The 14,920-nt window shown below is 55.0% G+C and carries 13 protein-coding genes and 2 pseudogenes; 12 read left to right on the top strand and 3 right to left on the bottom strand.

Translation table 11 applies throughout. The features are described 5' to 3' along the window. The 5 genes from ABRP93_RS07950 to ABRP93_RS07930 form a co-directional block, all read left to right on the top strand. On the top strand, positions 1-250 hold a 250-nt coding region (locus ABRP93_RS07950), incomplete at its 5' end, for a hypothetical protein (protein ID WP_349887567.1). A 31-nt stretch (positions 251-281) separates the two neighbouring features. Continuing rightward, on the top strand, positions 282-1,364 hold the full coding sequence (locus ABRP93_RS07945; RefSeq protein ID WP_349887566.1) for a hypothetical protein: 1,083 nt from the start codon (positions 282-284) through the stop codon (positions 1,362-1,364). 14 nt (positions 1,365-1,378) lie between these two features. Then, complete coding sequence (locus tag ABRP93_RS07940) at positions 1,379-2,137, top strand: T3SS effector HopA1 family protein (protein WP_349887565.1); 759 nt, start codon at positions 1,379-1,381, stop codon at positions 2,135-2,137. Positions 2,138-2,195: 58 nt separating this feature from the next. Next, a complete protein-coding gene (locus ABRP93_RS07935; RefSeq protein WP_349887564.1) occupies positions 2,196-2,744 on the top strand; it encodes a flavoprotein in 549 nt (182 codons plus the stop codon). A gap of 2 nt (positions 2,745-2,746) precedes the next feature. Then, positions 2,747-3,628 carry a hypothetical protein gene (locus ABRP93_RS07930; RefSeq protein WP_349887563.1) on the top strand — a complete coding sequence of 294 codons (882 nt, stop codon included), beginning with the start codon at positions 2,747-2,749 and terminating at the stop codon, positions 3,626-3,628. Positions 3,629-3,982: 354 nt separating this feature from the next. On the opposite strand, the gene ABRP93_RS07925 is transcribed toward ABRP93_RS07930, so the two are convergent. Both ABRP93_RS07925 and ABRP93_RS07920 read right to left on the bottom strand, forming a co-directional pair. Next, positions 3,983-4,888: an IS3 family transposase gene (locus ABRP93_RS07925; protein ID WP_349887562.1), complete on the bottom strand. Its 906-nt coding sequence runs from the start codon at positions 4,886-4,888 to the stop codon at positions 3,983-3,985. A gap of 178 nt (positions 4,889-5,066) precedes the next feature. Next, a pseudogene (locus ABRP93_RS07920) lies at positions 5,067-5,295 on the bottom strand (hypothetical protein). 96 nt (positions 5,296-5,391) lie between these two features. Between ABRP93_RS07920 and eccCb the strand changes: the two are divergent. From eccCb to rpsI, 6 genes and pseudogenes are all read left to right on the top strand, one after another. Then, a pseudogene (gene eccCb / locus ABRP93_RS07915) lies at positions 5,392-7,773 on the top strand (type VII secretion protein EccCb); the annotation flags it as partial. Then, positions 7,774-8,940: a type VII secretion-associated protein gene (locus ABRP93_RS07910; protein ID WP_349887561.1), complete on the top strand. Its 1,167-nt coding sequence runs from the start codon at positions 7,774-7,776 to the stop codon at positions 8,938-8,940. A 133-nt stretch (positions 8,941-9,073) separates the two neighbouring features. Next, a complete protein-coding gene (locus tag ABRP93_RS07905; protein WP_284853378.1) occupies positions 9,074-9,388 on the top strand; it encodes a WXG100 family type VII secretion target in 315 nt (104 codons plus the stop codon). A gap of 44 nt (positions 9,389-9,432) precedes the next feature. Further along, positions 9,433-9,720 carry a WXG100 family type VII secretion target gene (locus ABRP93_RS07900; protein WP_005277116.1) on the top strand — a complete coding sequence of 96 codons (288 nt, stop codon included), beginning with the start codon at positions 9,433-9,435 and terminating at the stop codon, positions 9,718-9,720. Between the two features lie 382 nt (positions 9,721-10,102). After that, positions 10,103-10,546 (top strand): 50S ribosomal protein L13, encoded by a 444-nt coding sequence (gene rplM, locus ABRP93_RS07895; RefSeq protein WP_034653789.1) that lies wholly within the window; start codon positions 10,103-10,105, stop codon positions 10,544-10,546. After that, complete coding sequence (gene rpsI / locus ABRP93_RS07890) at positions 10,546-11,088, top strand: 30S ribosomal protein S9 (protein WP_023025246.1); 543 nt, start codon at positions 10,546-10,548, stop codon at positions 11,086-11,088. Before rplM ends, rpsI begins: the two co-directional genes overlap by 1 nt. Before the next feature lie 332 nt (positions 11,089-11,420). Here rpsI and ABRP93_RS07885 read toward each other — a convergent pair whose 3' ends face one another. Then, complete coding sequence (locus ABRP93_RS07885; RefSeq protein WP_349887560.1) at positions 11,421-13,346, bottom strand: BCCT family transporter; 1,926 nt, start codon at positions 13,344-13,346, stop codon at positions 11,421-11,423. Between the two features lie 194 nt (positions 13,347-13,540). Between ABRP93_RS07885 and glmM the strand changes: the two genes are divergently transcribed. After that, positions 13,541-14,884 (top strand): phosphoglucosamine mutase, encoded by a 1,344-nt coding sequence (gene glmM, locus ABRP93_RS07880; RefSeq protein WP_349852264.1) that lies wholly within the window; start codon positions 13,541-13,543, stop codon positions 14,882-14,884. Positions 14,885-14,920 lie beyond the last annotated feature (36 nt).

Raw genomic sequence — 14,920 nt, 5'->3', positions numbered from 1 at the left:
GGCATGGTGGAAAGGTACCTCACTTCCCCAGCGAGATGCTGGTTTCAAGGTGTCCACCATCTGGGGGTCAGGTCCATTTGAGAAAGGTGTAAACATGGTTGAATTCGATCGCTATACTTCTGCTCGGTCAATCGCATCAGATACGAACACTACGGTAGCTGGGCGCACCACTCCTACCACAGTTTCCTCCGCCGTTTGTGGCGATACGATTGCTTATACTGTTACTGCAACTGCTTCCTTGGGTTGCTAGCGTGATTCAAAGAATTCCCTCTGAGAGCACAGTGTCTAATGTCATTCTAGAAAACAAGTATCCCAAAACCTCTTGGGCTAATTCTACTGAAATTGATATTCAAAAGTCTCTTGGAGGGGATTTTTCTCTCTCGGTTGGGGATTTTGTAGGCCGCAGTGAATACTACATTGCGGATTCGAGCAACATTAACAAAGAGTTTATTAAAGTTCTAATTCGCGATCCTGAGAATGACGATATCCAAAGAAGGGTTACTGGCGAGCAATTGGCCAGTGAGCTAGATTTCCCTTGTGTTCCACGTTTTTCTCCCCTAACCTCCAAAAGAATCGTGGAATCGTCCCGTTATCCTGGCGATTATTATGTTGTTTCAGATTTTAAGGAAGGTGTTCTTCCGCTTTCTTCCGAGGGCTCAGGTATTGATAATTCGATCATCAATAGCTTTGGTAGATTTATTCAATCTCTGGAAACCATCGCTATTCCTTCTGCTTTCAGCGGAAGGAAAGCGGCGGATTCAGTCGGAATGTTGTATTTCCTATCTAAGTTAGAAGAATCCGCAACGCTCTCGTTGCTACCTCGAGGTGGAGCTGAAGTTCTCTCACTCATTCGCGGCGAATCGGATTTAATTTCTGAATTGTACTTCGAGATAGAGGGTAAATGTGAACGCTCTGTATTTTCGCATGGTGATTTGAAAGCCTCTCAGTTGCTTCAGGCCGATGATGGCTCAGTCTTTGTTTGCGATTGGGAAGAATGCGGTGCTGCACCCGTATTGAGCGATCTTAGCTTTGCTGCCGCGGACCTGTTCTACGGTCAGATACGTAGTATTGTCGATGAGCATCTTGCCAAAACTGAGGATTGGCGCGGGTTGTCTAAGGCCTACGATGAAGCTGCGGAGAAAGCTGCTAACCAAGTACTCCATCTTGTTGACGGCTATGTTGGCGCAAGAGGAGACCCCCTGTCTCGCACTGAGGAACGGCTCTTTGAGGCGCGATTGGGGTTAGCAGGCCTGTTTCGTCTTTATACTGTTAGCGCTAAATCAAATGTGGTCCGCCCACGTGAACTCGCCTTGGCGTCCATTGGTGTACAAATAGCCTCCGATCGCGGCTTAACCTTCTTCTAAAGGACATTGGTGATATGGGTTCGTTTGAAGAAATCATCCACACAATTGATAGTTGTTTATCTTTTAAAAGTCCCTCTTTGCTTCAGACCCCGGCTTTCTTGGATTCCCCTTCTGGGGAAATAATCGACATAGAAAAGGAGAGTGCGTCGAGAAGTCTCGCACGAGTTATTTATAGTAAATTTCATGCCCGTGAAAAAGAAATAATTCCTCGAACTGGGAAAGCTGACATTATCAGAGTTTTGCGTGACCGATTCCATGTGCTGCAATCCAAGGATGAGGAAGTGCCTTCCAAGAGCGTAGATGTATCGATTAATCGGTCTCCCGGGTTCGTTCATATCTTCGGAAATCAGGGATGGAAACCGCAGTCGGGGGTGATTGGGCGATATTACCTGACCGCGCCTGATGCGGTTCGTCGAGTAGAGCAATTCACGCGCGTTGTTGACTTGTTGAATAGTGAGGGCGTGTCTTTTCAAGCTAAGACAAGCTGGAATCCGTCCATAGCTCGAACGGACGATTCAGTCTTTTATTTTTGTACGATGAAGGAATTTGAGGAAGCCTACGATCTTTTCGAGTCGGATTCATTACTAAATACCGATGCGGAGGGACTACTTCCGCATTCGATTTTTGTTACTCCGGTAACCCGTTCCGTCGGTATGGCTGTCGAGGAGGAGTCATTAAACGAACGCGGCCTTAGCTTTGGTCTTGAAAGGTCCAGTAGGTGTGCGGATTTGATCATCGAAAGGCGTAGGAAGTCAAACGGATTAGTGTTTTAGTTGTTGTCCGAATTTGAAGGAGCACTGCCGTTTATATAGCTCTTAAGAGAAAGGTGTCATGAAGAAAATAGCGTGGCTCATTACTGGTTCTCTATCCGCTGCGTCCTTGCCGGGTATATTGCACTTTTTCAAGACGGAGATTAAAACGATAGATGTAGAGGCTTTTTTAACTAAAAGCGCTGCAAGTATTGTGACCCCTGTTGCAGTGTCAACGCTGTCGGGGGCGCCGGTACAATTTGATCTATGGGGCATGGACAAGGAGTACTTTCCAAAACATGTATTAATGGAGGAAAGATATGATGCCTTTGTTGTTGCGCCTGCTACTTTGAATTTTTTAACGAATTTTATTTCATACGACTGTTCAACCCCGTTATCGTTGGCCATCCAGTGTACTAAGAAACCTATCTTATTGGCTCCATGTTTGCCTCCCGGCGGTAACGAATCGGTGGCCTTTCGGCGTGTTGAAAGCGAACTCGGTGCGTGGGAGAACGTTTTTCTCCTTCCTCCTATCAGCACAGTTAGCGCTTCAAGTGTAACGCAAAGATCATCGGGTTTTGGTAGCTCGTCACGTCTTATCGAGTTCATTCTAGATTTATTGGTAGAATAATTATGGAAAGAATATTAAAAAATTCCATGCGGGAAGTATGGCGTAGGCCTGCAGCCGATGTCCGATTTTCTCCGGATATAGAAGTAAGAAAATACTCAGAAACGAACCCTAATCGCTTTCATATGGAAGGTTCTTTTTCGCCAAGTTCGTCTATCTATTGGGGACGGTGTAGTGGGCAAAGTTTTGTGATTGGCGCTCCTTTGGTTTCTCCATTTTGGAAGCTTATTCGGGGTTACGAAAAAAGTCTTTCGCAAAAGGAGCTAGAAGATTTAATCCTGTTGTACGCACGTCAATCTTTTTGTAACATTCAGGACTTCACAACCGAAGCTGCCGAGAGATATCGGTCACTCGAAGAGTTATTTGTGCAGGCTTTGCCCAGGGATTTTAGGGAATTGTCTTATCTAATAGGCGACCCGCTCGTGGAGAGAGCCTTCTATGATGTTGGCATATCTAGAACAAATATTGATTGTAATTTTGGCTACTTTTCTACCTATTTCTCTCAAAGAAAACAAATTATGCATGGTTGCTTCCGGTTTAGAAATCTATGGTTTGACAATAGAGGAAAGCTTTTTATTGTAGGTGGGGACGATTTAGTGTGGGGGACGGAATTAGTGGCCCATGCTGCGTTGCTTGCCGACCTATTCGATCTTTCCGTGTCTCGTGTGAATTGTGTGCGAAGGCCTTTGAGTTCACTCTATCTACATGTGACTTCATCTCTCTCGACACGCCAAGAGGACGTTCTTAATCGGGTGATCTATCTCTACGTACTGGCTCACCATGCACAGTATATACATACTGCGCAATATAAAGGGAAGTTATCTTCTTTGAAGTATGCGATGAAAATTCCTTGTCAAGGACTATTGGAGGCGGCCAACCTAGACTAGGACGATTCTAGACCTCTTTTGGTCCGTTACGGCAGTCGGGCCTGGCTCCTGTTCCGTAGATCACCCAACTTACTAGCATGACTGGGCTGGATATCAGGGACCCGCCAAATTGGGGGTGTTCCTATGTAGTTTGTCAATCTCGCGGGTGGGGGTGACGGGGGCGGATCCTCAACTCGGGATTTTAGGTGTGTTGTTTTGCGCGACTGGTAGCCGACTGGGATTTTGCCCAGTCGGCTTGTTTCGTAGTTAGGGGTTAGGCTGCTGCGGCTTCCTTTGCTGGGGAGGGGTCGCGGTAATACTCGTGGTTGCGCATCATGGCGAAGAGGACGTTGTGAAGTGTCCCGAGTTTTGTTCCTAGGCATTTGCCTTGTTTTCCATTATTGCCTGTGGCAAGTTCTGCTTCCAAAACTCGGTTTCCACCTCGACCGGGGTTCGGTATCCCAGGCTTTGGTGGAGCCTTGTCTCGTTCCACCATGACACCCACTCGAACGTCGCGATTTCTACCTCGACAACATCATTCCACCTGCGGTTATGGACTAGCTCGTTCTTGTAGGAGCCGTTAACATTTTCAGCCAGAGCATTATCATAGGAGTCACCAACAGTGCCGGTGGAAGCGGCAATGCCGTGCTGGGTAAGTCGCTCGTTGTAGACAACGCTGACGTACTGCGATCCGTGATCCGAATGATGAATGAGACCTGTTGTTTCCCTCGCGCTCACAATCGCTTGGTTGAGAGCTTGCAGCGGCAAAGCTTCGGTCCGCATCGAATCTGACAGCGCCCACCCGACGATCCGCCGGGAGTAGACGTCGGTGACAAACGCGGTGTAGACGAATCCTTTTCGTGTCCGTACATAGGTAATGTCGGCCACCCACAGCTTATTCGGGCCCCGGGCTTTAAATTCACGCTCGACCAAGTCCGGGCGCAAATCAGGCACGTTAGCTTTTCGGGTTGTAATTGGTGATCCGCCTGTGCCTGTGCCAGAAACACCAGCCAGGCGCATCAGTCGGGCGGTTTGTTCACGACCGATATCGATTCCTTCACGGCGAAGCGCATGCCACATTTTCCGCACACCGTAGACACCATAATTATCTCTATGAACAGCACTAATGCGTTCAACCAACGCAGCATCACGAAGTCGACGAGCACTTAACCCGCGAGCCTTGGACTGGCGATACCCACGCGAGGTGTTAAACCCACCAGCCCGGTTATTTTTCAACGCCAGTGCAGATGAACTCGACAGAGAAACGATTCCGGTTTTCATCGATGAACCGGATCATTTCTTAACGTTTGGGGTCGAGTCATGAGGCGAAAAAGCTGACGCGGCCTTCAGTAGCTCATTAGTGTCGCGGAGCTCTTGATTTTCACGACGTAGCCTCGCGTTTTCGGCGGCCAAATCTTCAGGTACAGGTTCTGGGGTTCTTCCTGCACGGCGAGCAGGCTTAAGTCCATTGACGAGCCGTGTGCCATGAAACCCCCAGCTTTGGGCCTACTGCCTGGCACGCGGGGTGCATCGACATATTTTCCGCCAAGATGCGATCTTCCACGAGACGGACCACACGGTCCTTCGCATCCTGGTCAAATTTTCTTGGCATGTTCCAGATTTTCCCATCTACTCAAACGGAACAAACCCTGGGACACTTCAATGTTAAAAGGACAGGGGCCAGCCATAACACCTGGGTGTACGTGTTTGACATGGAGACCAGTTCTGTATGTGTGTCGTACCGTTCTGTACGTGGAACGCTCTATCGTACCCACAACCCACATTCGTTTAAATCTGAGCTCCTGCGCACCCTAGTGACCGCACTGGCCGCCACGCATAGCCCGGATGAGCTCAATCTGGTACTGGTGGATTTCAAGGGCGGTGCGACCTTCCTAGGCTGTGACCGCCTGCCGCATACCTCCGCGGTCATTACCAACCTTGAAGAGGAATCTACCCTGGTAGAGCGCATGTATGATGCCATTTCCGGGGAGATGAACCGCCGCCAAGAACTCCTGCGCACCGCCGGCAACTTTGCCAATGTAGGCGAATACAACGCCTCTGCGGATGCCGTACGTAACTACGGCCCCTTACCGGCGCTGGTCATCGTCGTGGACGAATTTTCCGAGCTCTTGGGCCAGCATCCCGACTTCGCAGAACTTTTCGTTGCCGTCGGGCGCTTGGGGCGCAGCCTCCACGTGCACCTCCTTTTAGCCTCCCAAAGGCTCGAGGAAGGGCGCTTGCGGGGGCTAGATTCCCACTTGTCCTACAGAATCGGCCTCAAAACCTTTTCCTCCGCCGAATCCCGCCAGGTCCTAGGCGTCACCGATGCTTATCACCTTCCCGGCCAACCCGGCGCCGGCTACCTGAAATCCGATGCCGAGGATCTCACCCGGTTTCAGGCTTCCTACGTATCAGGGCCGCTCGCGCGCCGGGCTGCACCTGGCGCGGGGATGCACGCGGTCACGGATCTGGAAGGTAATCCTTCCGGCCCGCCGCGCCGGGTGGAGCTTTTTACGGGATGGGCGCAGGACGATGCCGCTGTACAGAATTCTCCTGCGGTGGTAATGGATGAATCTACATCGGTTCTTACTGAGGTGGTTCGCGCCGCCGGCGAAGAGGCCGCCGCACGCGGCCAGGAGGCCCACCGCATTTGGCTGCCTCCGCTGCCACCGGTCATTGAACTATCGTCCCTCGATATGGAGGGCGCGGAGTCCACCGCAGCGGAACTGTCCGCGCCGATTGGGATCATCGATAGACCCTACTACCAGCGGCAAGACCACCTAGTCATCGATTTTCACCAACACGGCGGCCACCTTGCCTTGTGCGGGGGACCGCAATCCGGCAAGTCGGGCGCGCTGCGCACGATAGTCTCCTCTCTGGCGCTACACCTGCGGCCGGAAGATATCCGCTTTTATGTCATCGACTTGGGCGGTGGGCAGCTAGCCGCCCTGGACCGGTTACCGCACGTTGCCGGGGTAGCCGGTCGCGAGGAAGGCGAGAAGATCCGCCGCATCGTAGACGAGGTCGCCGGGTTTATTCGCCGGCCGGAATCGCGCGAGACCTTCTTGGTTATCGACGGCTGGCACCACATTGGCCCGTCCAACGCGGAGTTTGAGGATATAGCTGAGTCCATCACGGACATCGTTGCGGACGGCGCCTCCGCCAATGTCCACGTCGTCATCGCGACCTCCCGGTGGACCACGATGCGCCCGGCGATTAGGGATCTCATCGCCCACCGCCTTGAGCTGCGCTTGGGCGAGGCGCTCGATTCGCTTATTGACCGCAAGCTGCAGCAAAAACTGCCCAGCGCGCCGGGCAGGGGGCTGACACAGGCCGGCGAAAATATGCTGCTCGCCCACACCTCGAATCAAGACATTGCCCATATCTGCCGCGTGCATGCTAACGCCGTTCCCACACCGCGGTTGAAGATGCTGCCCGCGGTGCTGACCCCAGAGGCGCTCGCCGCCCATGGCGAAGCACCTACTGGTGGCATCCCGTGGGGCATCGGCGGGCGCGACCTTTCCACTTTGGCGTGGAATCCGGAGCGCGAACCGCACCTAGTTGCCATCGGTGCCCAGGGCTGTGGCAAGTCCAATTTCTTGGCACAGATAATGCGCGGGGTTAGTAGCCTTCCGCGGGAGGAGGCGCGACTGGTGGTCATCGATCAGCGCCGTGCTCACCTGGGCACGCTGGATCAGGACATGGTGGCGGCCTATGCCGCGACGCAATCCAGCGCGCAGGAGGCAATCGTCAATACCGTGCGCACGCTGGAACAACGCTTGCCGGGAGCAGATATCACCCCAGAGCAACTCGCCGCCCGCGATTGGTGGGAGGGCCCAGATATTTTCGTGGTGATCGATGATGCAGATTTGGTTAGCGATATCGCCCTCGCACCCTTAATCGATCTTCTGCCGCACGCGCGGGACATCGGCTTACACATGGTCATCGCCCGAAAATCCGGCGGCATCGGACGGGCGCTGTTCGGCCAATTCTTTTCCGCGGTGCGCGACCTGCAACCTGCATTCCTGCTTTTCGATGCCGACCGCGACGAAGGCACCATCTTTGGGCTCAAGCCTAGCCACCAGCCGCCCGGGCGCGGGCAGTGGAGCATCCGCGGCGAAAACCTGGGAATCGCCCAGGTGGTCTATGGGGAAGGAAAAGAATAAATGTCTACAGAAACGCCTACATCCGCGCCACCGGCAACAATTACGGTGACCGTCATGGATGCGGCCACCATCTTTGAAGGCCCGGAAACCGTGTATCGCTACGATCTCGCTGGAACCGGCATCGTAGAAGGCAAGGCCTTAGGCCACGTCATGGACCAGATAGCGAAGATCGCTGGATCTGTCTGGCCGGACGTGGACGTATTCGTCATCGCGGATCCCTCGGGCACCGCCATCTCCCGGGAAGCGGTGACCATCCTGACCCGCCAGCTCGATGTAGCCGGCGCCCGCGTGCAGCAGCAGGACGTGTCGCACGCACTGGAATCAACTCCAGCACGAAGTACTGAATCGGTTGCGGGCGCCCCAGAATCCGTGCCGACCGACCAGATGGATGTCCCCATGGAACGCGCGGAAGCGGCTCCGGAGGCAGGGGCTGAAGCCGGAGCCGGAACTGGAACTGGTGCGCGAGCAGGCAAGGGGCAGGAAGCAGGCACGCGGTGGGGCGATAAGCTGCGCGGTTGGATAGGTGCCATCGATATGTTCCACGTCGCGATCGTCGTGGTGATTCTCGCCGTCGTCGGGGCCTCGTGGTGGGCCATGAGCGCAAATGCGTCCGATGATGAGGACGATAGTGATGCCGGTGCCACCGCCGGAAGCGCCACCGCTGCGAGCGTCGCTGATTCGGTGCCGGCGGAAGAAACCGGTGGTGGTGGCAGCGATGGCAGTGATGGCGACGACGGTGCGGCTGGCGACGCGGGCGGTGATGGCGAGCTCAACCCAGGCGAAAAACGCCTCGATATTGAAGGGCTCTCCGTTGTCCTTCCCACCGGATTTCAAGCCACCGTGGAGGAAGGACTGGTTACCGCCTCAGGAAAAGACCCTGATTTGAGGATCCTCTTAGCGTCGGACTCGCTTTTTAACGTTCCGGCCGAGGCGCTCTTTGATGAAATAAAAGCGCAGGTGGATAAGGATCCGGAACTGCGCGATGTATCCGAGGACGCAGGGCGTTTGCACTATATAGAAGACCCCGGCGATGGCTCCGTTGTGGAATGGACCATCTGGGAAGAGACCGGGCACCACATGTCGGTGGGGTGCCATACCCGCCATAACGCCAATGCCGTGCAAAAAGCCGCGTGCAGGATGGCCACTGAATCCCTGAGTAAGAAATAAACAGAAAAGTTTTTAATTTCCTGGGAACCATATGGGTCTGAGCTCAGTCCAATAACGGTGAGAAAGCACAGAAGCTTTTTCGGGGGAAATCACACTCAACATCTCTTCCCGCCCTAAGGAGGGGCGCACTGTTATGTCTCAGACTTTTAAGACACAAGCCGATGTCATGGTCTCCACTGCCGGCCGCGTGGATAACACCAATGACGAAGTCCAAGGCGAGCTCACCCGCCTGCAGGGTGTAGTGGATTCTGTCCGCGGCAGCTGGGCCGGCCAGGCGCAGGTTTCATTCGATAACTTGATGCAGCGCTACAACACCTCCGCGCAACAACTGCGCGAGGCATTGACGTCGATTTCTGAAAACATCCGCAGCAATGCCCGCAACTTTGACAACGTCGAAGCCGAAAATACCCAGGCCTTCTCCAATGTTGGCGGCGGCCTCGCCCTGTAACCCAGCCACCTCCACCAGCAACTTCGAAAGGAACCATTTTCCACATGTCCGAGATCAAGTACCAATTCGGCGCCATCTCTTCTGCCGCAGCTGATATCAACGCCACCTCCGGCCGCATCAACAGCACCTTGGCCGACCTCAAATCCCGCCTCCAGCCCATGGTGAGCACGTGGGAAGGTGAATCCGCAGTGGCTTATAACCAGGCGCAGGCCAAGTGGGATAAGGCAGCACAAGAACTCAACACCGTGCTGGCGACCATCTCCAAGACCGTCTCTCAGGGCAATGACGCCATGAGCGATGTCAACCGCCGCGCCGCCGCTAGCTGGGGCTAACGCACTGGGTGGTATCTAACTAACCTGCTTCTCTAAGCACGGTAGGAGGGACGAGCGGCGCCTGTGCCTGTATCCAACCGGCAGGAGGCGAACGCAGCCGCCGTCCCCGCACCGCGCTAATCGCAATAGCTAACCGCAGAAACCACCACAGAAACCGCCGCCTAGCACCTCTTTTACCGGTACCTTTTCTTTCTGAGAAGGTGCCGGTTTCGGCGTTTTGGTGTTTTCTATAGGTCACGGCTAAAGTTGTAGCCCTATGTGTTCGCTCGTCGGCAAGCAGCTGGCGAAGCGCTTCCCGCAGGTCTCCACCGGCCGCTGTTGGGAAGCGAATGGATGCTTAGCGCTGGCCGGCAGTTCCGAGACAGACTTTCAAGGAGTCATTTTGTCTACTTTCCACCCAAAGAGCGGTGACATCACCCGCAAGTGGTACGTCATCGATGCTACTGACGTGGTACTGGGCAAGCTTGCTTCCACCGTGGCAGACCTGCTGCGCGGCAAGCACAAGCCACAGTTCGCACCCAACGTTGACACCGGTGACCACGTCATCATCATCAACGCTGACAAGATTCACGTTTCTTCCACCAAGCGCGACCGCGAAATGCGCTACCGCCACTCCGGTTACCCGGGCGGTCTGAAGTCCATGACCCTGGGTCAGTCTTTGGACGCCAACCCGGTCCGCGTTATCGAAGAATCTGTTGCCGGCATGATGCCGCACAACAAGCTCTCCCGCGCTTCCATCAAGAAGCTGCACGTCTTCGCAGGCGATGAGCACCCGTACGCCGGTCAGAAGCCGGAAACCTTCGAGTTTAAGCAGGTGGCACAGTAATGGCTGAGCAGAACATCGACAACAATGTAGCCGAGGCTGCTGACATCGCTGCAGCAAGCGCCGCTACCGAAGAGTTCACCAACACCATCGGTGATTCGTTGGCTAGCGCCAACGCTGAGACCGAGGCAGAGGTTGAGACCGCTGCTCCGGTCCACGAGGGCCCAATTCAGACCGTCGGTCGCCGTAAGCGCGCCGTCGCTCGCGTTCGCCTCGTTGCTGGCTCCGGCCAGATCGTGGTCAACGGCCGCGAGTTCGCTGAGTACTTCCCGAACAAGCTGCACCAGCAGGACATCCTCACCCCGCTGACCCTGCTGGACCGCGAGAACCAGTTTGACCTGAAGGTCACCGTTAACGGTGGTGGCCCGACCGGTCAGTCCGGCGCCCTGCGCCTGGCTATCGCTCGTGCACTGAACATCTACAACCCGGCTGATCGTTCCGCCCTGAAGAAGGCTGGTTTGCTCACCCGTGACGCTCGTGCAGTTGAGCGTAAGAAGGCTGGTCTGCACAAGGCACGTCGCGCACCGCAGTACTCCAAGCGTTAATTTCGCTTCTACTGCGCGCGCAAGCGCCATACACTGCCGCTGCTTCCCATTCTGGGAGGCAGCGGCTTTGTCGTTTTATTGCTCTTGGCGATGCCCCTCTCCGGTCAAGTCGGCTAAACTCGCCTGGCCGGCCCTCGATGGCCTCTTAACGCTTAACCGTGTTCGGGGCATGAGCGGCCCCGCTGAGACCGTAGTGAGCCCGTAGGCACCGCGATGCGCCACGGCACTGCGGAGTAGAAAAAGCCCGCTTCCAGTCGCGGAAGCATTAATGCGCAGTGCGATGGAAGCGGGCTAGCGGCAAGGGGAAGGGGAAGGCCGATTAAACAGAGAGACTACTCATCGTCTTCTGCGGCCCTGTCCTTGTTCTTCTTCTGTGCAAAGTCCTTGAGCTCGGCGCGCCGCTCTTCGCGTAGGGCGGCTTGCTCTGCGAGGTATTCATCCGATGCGTTGATGGTGTACCACTCGTGGAGGTATGGATCATCGTTTTCAATTTCGGCGCCGGCACCGTGGTTTTCTGGAACGGCAGAAGAACTGAAGACGAAGTCGCCATTGTGCTCTTGGAGGCCCAAGTGGGTGCCGCGCTCGATGGCAGCATGGGCGTATTTCCTGCGCAGTATTGCGGGGTCGCGTGCCAAGTCTTTGCCCCACGCCACCATGATGCCGATGAGGATGAAGGTAAACGGCAGCGAGCTGGAGACCATGATGGACTGCAGGCCGCTCAGTGCATCCTTGCCGGCAATCAGCAGCAGGGACAAGGAAATACCGCCTAGGGCAACACCCCAAATTACAGAAATCAATGTTGAGGGAACCGGTCGACCAGATTGGGACATAGAGCCCATGACGTTGGTAGCGGAGTCAGCTGCCGTATTGAAGAAGACCACCACAGCAAGGAGAACGATGACCGTGGTGATGCTGGATAGCGGCAGCGATCTCATGAGATCGAACATCACATTCTCGCCGGAACCTTCAATCTCGATTCCGTCTCCATCCAGGTGGGTCTTGATCGCAGTGGCACCAAAGATGACGTACCAGAAAAGCGAAAGGGTGGTGGGTACGAGCATGATGACAAAGACGAATTCGCGAATGGTGCGCCCGCGGGAAATCTTCGCGATGAACATGCCGACGAAGGGCGACCAGGAAATCCACCACGCCCAGTACAGCATGGTCCAAGCGGTGACGAATTCCTTCTCCGGTTCACCCTGGGAGGCGGACAAAGACATCATGTCTTCGAAGTGCTTGAAGAACTGCAGCAGGGAGGCGGGAATCAGGTCCAAAATGTAGAGCGTTGGTCCGGTGATGAGCACGAAGGCCGCGAGGCCAATGACCAAACCCATATTGATATTGGACAGGATGCGGATTCCGCGCTTGATGCCGGACATTGCGGAAAGGATGAAAAGGATGGTGAGGATCGTAATGATCACCACCATGATGCCGTTTCCTTCGAGGGGCTTGCCGGTAAGAATCGAGGTTCCCGTACGGATCTGCAGGGCGCCGATACCCAGCGAGGTCGCCGTGCCGAAGAGGGTGACCAACACTGCGAAAATATCGACGATCTTTCCAAATACTCGGTTATTCGAATCCGTAATGAGGGGTTCAAATAGCGAGGAAATAAGCGGGATGCGGCCGCGTCGATAAGCAGCATAGGCAAGCGCGCCGCCCACCAGCGCAAAGATCATCCACGGCAACGTAGCGTGGTGAAGCACAGCCTGGGCAAAGGCCGGAAGGATGGCTTCTTGGCTGCCGGATTCAACGCCGGAGAGATACGGCGGTGGAGTCAAGAATAGGGCAAGCGGTTCCATCGGGCCGTAGAAAACTAGGCCGATTCCCATGCCAGCGGCAAAGAGCATGGCGATCCAGGCGTTCCGGGAGAAATCGGGCTTGGAATCATCTGCGCCGAGCTTAATTTTGCCGGTTGGGGCGATAGCGATTGTCAGCGGGAATGCCGTGGTGGCAATCATGATGATCGTAAATAGCCATCCAAAGTTCTGGACGACCCACGCCCGCATGGTGCTTCCTGTGCTGGCCAGATTATCTGGGGCGATGATGGCCCACAGGATAACGGCAAATGTAGATGCCAAGGCCACCGCAAAGACCGTTTTATTGGTCTTAAAATCTGCGCGGGTGTTTTCGACACTTACTCCGGGGATGAGGGCTGGATGAATAGCGCGTTCCCCAGAAGCGGCTTTCGCAATGGCTGACCGTGCCTTCTGCGAGGTAGTTTCAGGTGACTTGTCACCTGAAGATCTAGGTTCGTTCATCGTTGATCCTCTCTAAGGCAAAAGAGTGAAGTATAACCTAGCTAATAATTTCATATAAATGCCGGAAAGTACGACTTAAAGCAAATTTCGCTTTTCGCCACAAGCACATTTTTCGTGATGTTGGTTACCCAACTGGCCTGCTTGCCGATGCCCAAACATGCAACCGATGGGTCCTACAAGGCATAATTGACTGCATGACTCGACTATTTGGAACCGATGGAGTTCGCGGCCTCGCGAATAAAAAGCTGACTCCCATTTTGGCCTTGACGCTGGGACAAGCGGCTGCAGAGGTCTTTACTGCGCAGCGCGAATCTTATGAGCGCCGCCCCTTGGCAATCATCGGCCGTGATCCCCGCGTATCGGGTGAAATGCTCGATGCCGCTATCGCCGCAGGCTTGGCGTCCCGCGGCGTGGACGTTGTGCGCGTGGGGGTGCTTCCTACCCCAGCCATCGCCTTTTTGACGGATGATTATGGTGCGGATCTCGGCGTGATGATCTCTGCCTCCCACAACCCGATGCCAGATAATGGCATTAAATTTTTCTCCGCTGGCGGTAAGAAATTGCCGGATAGCGTGGAAGATGAGATTCAGGCTGCGATGGATAACCTCGTTGAGGAAGGCCCAACGGGCACCAAGTTGGGTCGCATTATCTCGGAGGCCCCTGATGGGCGCGAGCGCTATTTAGAGCACCTCAAGGATGTTGTATCCACTGACTTAAGCGGCATCAAGGTGGTTGTGGATACGGCCAACGGCGCGGCGTCGAAAGTCGCTCCCAGCGCCTATGAAGCAGCAGGCGCTGAGGTTATCCCGATTTACCACCGGCCCAATGCCTTTAATATCAACGAGAACTGTGGTTCTACCCATATTGAAAAAGCCCAGGCAGCGGTGCTCGAGCACGGTGCCGATTTGGGCCTTGCCCACGATGGCGATGCGGACCGCTGCCTCGCCGTCGATGCCGAAGGCAACGTGGTCGATGGCGATCAGATCATGGCGTTGCTCGCGGTAGGGATGAAGGAAGACAATGACCTGCGCTTTAATACGCTCGTCGCCACGGTTATGTCCAACCTCGGCCTGACCCTCGCCATGGAAAAGCAAGGCATTGAGGTCCGCCACGCGGCAGTGGGCGATCGCTATGTGCTTGAAGAGCTCCACCGCGGCGATTTCTCCCTGGGCGGCGAGCAGTCTGGGCACGTCGTGCTTCCCGATGACTCCACTACCGGCGATGGCACCCTCACCGGCCTTTCCATCATGGCGCGCATGGCCAAGTCTGGAAAGAGCTTGAAGGAACTGGCCTCCGTCATGACCGTATTGCCGCAGGTGCTCATCAACGTTCCGGTATCCAATAAGGCCGCGATCATGGATTCTGCCGAGGTTAAGCAGGCCATTGTGGAGGCAGAAGAGGAGCTCGGGGAGACCGGCCGCGTGCTGCTGCGCCCCTCCGGCACCGAAGAACTGTTCCGCGTCATGGTGGAAGCAGCCGAAGAGGAGCACGCCCGCAAGGTGGCAGGTAGGCTTTCTGCCGTCGTCGCCTCGGTGTAGGCAGTTAAGAAAATAAGAAGTATTGGGGAACCATTT

It is taken from the genome of Corynebacterium sp. KPL2850, assembly GCF_040225855.1.
Taxonomy (GTDB): domain Bacteria; phylum Actinomycetota; class Actinomycetes; order Mycobacteriales; family Mycobacteriaceae; genus Corynebacterium.
This window is presented reverse-complemented; position numbering and strand designations above follow the sequence as displayed.

Coding starts and splice junctions, on each gene's coding strand:
- ABRP93_RS07910 (WP_349887561.1), top strand. CDS start 7,774: ATGTCTACAGAAACGCCTACATCCGCGCCACCGGCAACAATTACGGTG.
- glmM (WP_349852264.1), top strand. CDS start 13,541: ATGACTCGACTATTTGGAACCGATGGAGTTCGCGGCCTCGCGAATAAA.
- ABRP93_RS07925 (WP_349887562.1), bottom strand. CDS start 4,888: ATGAAAACCGGAATCGTTTCTCTGTCGAGTTCATCTGCACTGGCGTTG.
- ABRP93_RS07940 (WP_349887565.1), top strand. CDS start 1,379: ATGGGTTCGTTTGAAGAAATCATCCACACAATTGATAGTTGTTTATCT.
- ABRP93_RS07900 (WP_005277116.1), top strand. CDS start 9,433: ATGTCCGAGATCAAGTACCAATTCGGCGCCATCTCTTCTGCCGCAGCT.
- ABRP93_RS07885 (WP_349887560.1), bottom strand. CDS start 13,346: ATGAACGAACCTAGATCTTCAGGTGACAAGTCACCTGAAACTACCTCG.
- ABRP93_RS07905 (WP_284853378.1), top strand. CDS start 9,074: ATGTCTCAGACTTTTAAGACACAAGCCGATGTCATGGTCTCCACTGCC.
- ABRP93_RS07930 (WP_349887563.1), top strand. CDS start 2,747: ATGGAAAGAATATTAAAAAATTCCATGCGGGAAGTATGGCGTAGGCCT.
- rpsI (WP_023025246.1), top strand. CDS start 10,546: ATGGCTGAGCAGAACATCGACAACAATGTAGCCGAGGCTGCTGACATC.
- ABRP93_RS07935 (WP_349887564.1), top strand. CDS start 2,196: ATGAAGAAAATAGCGTGGCTCATTACTGGTTCTCTATCCGCTGCGTCC.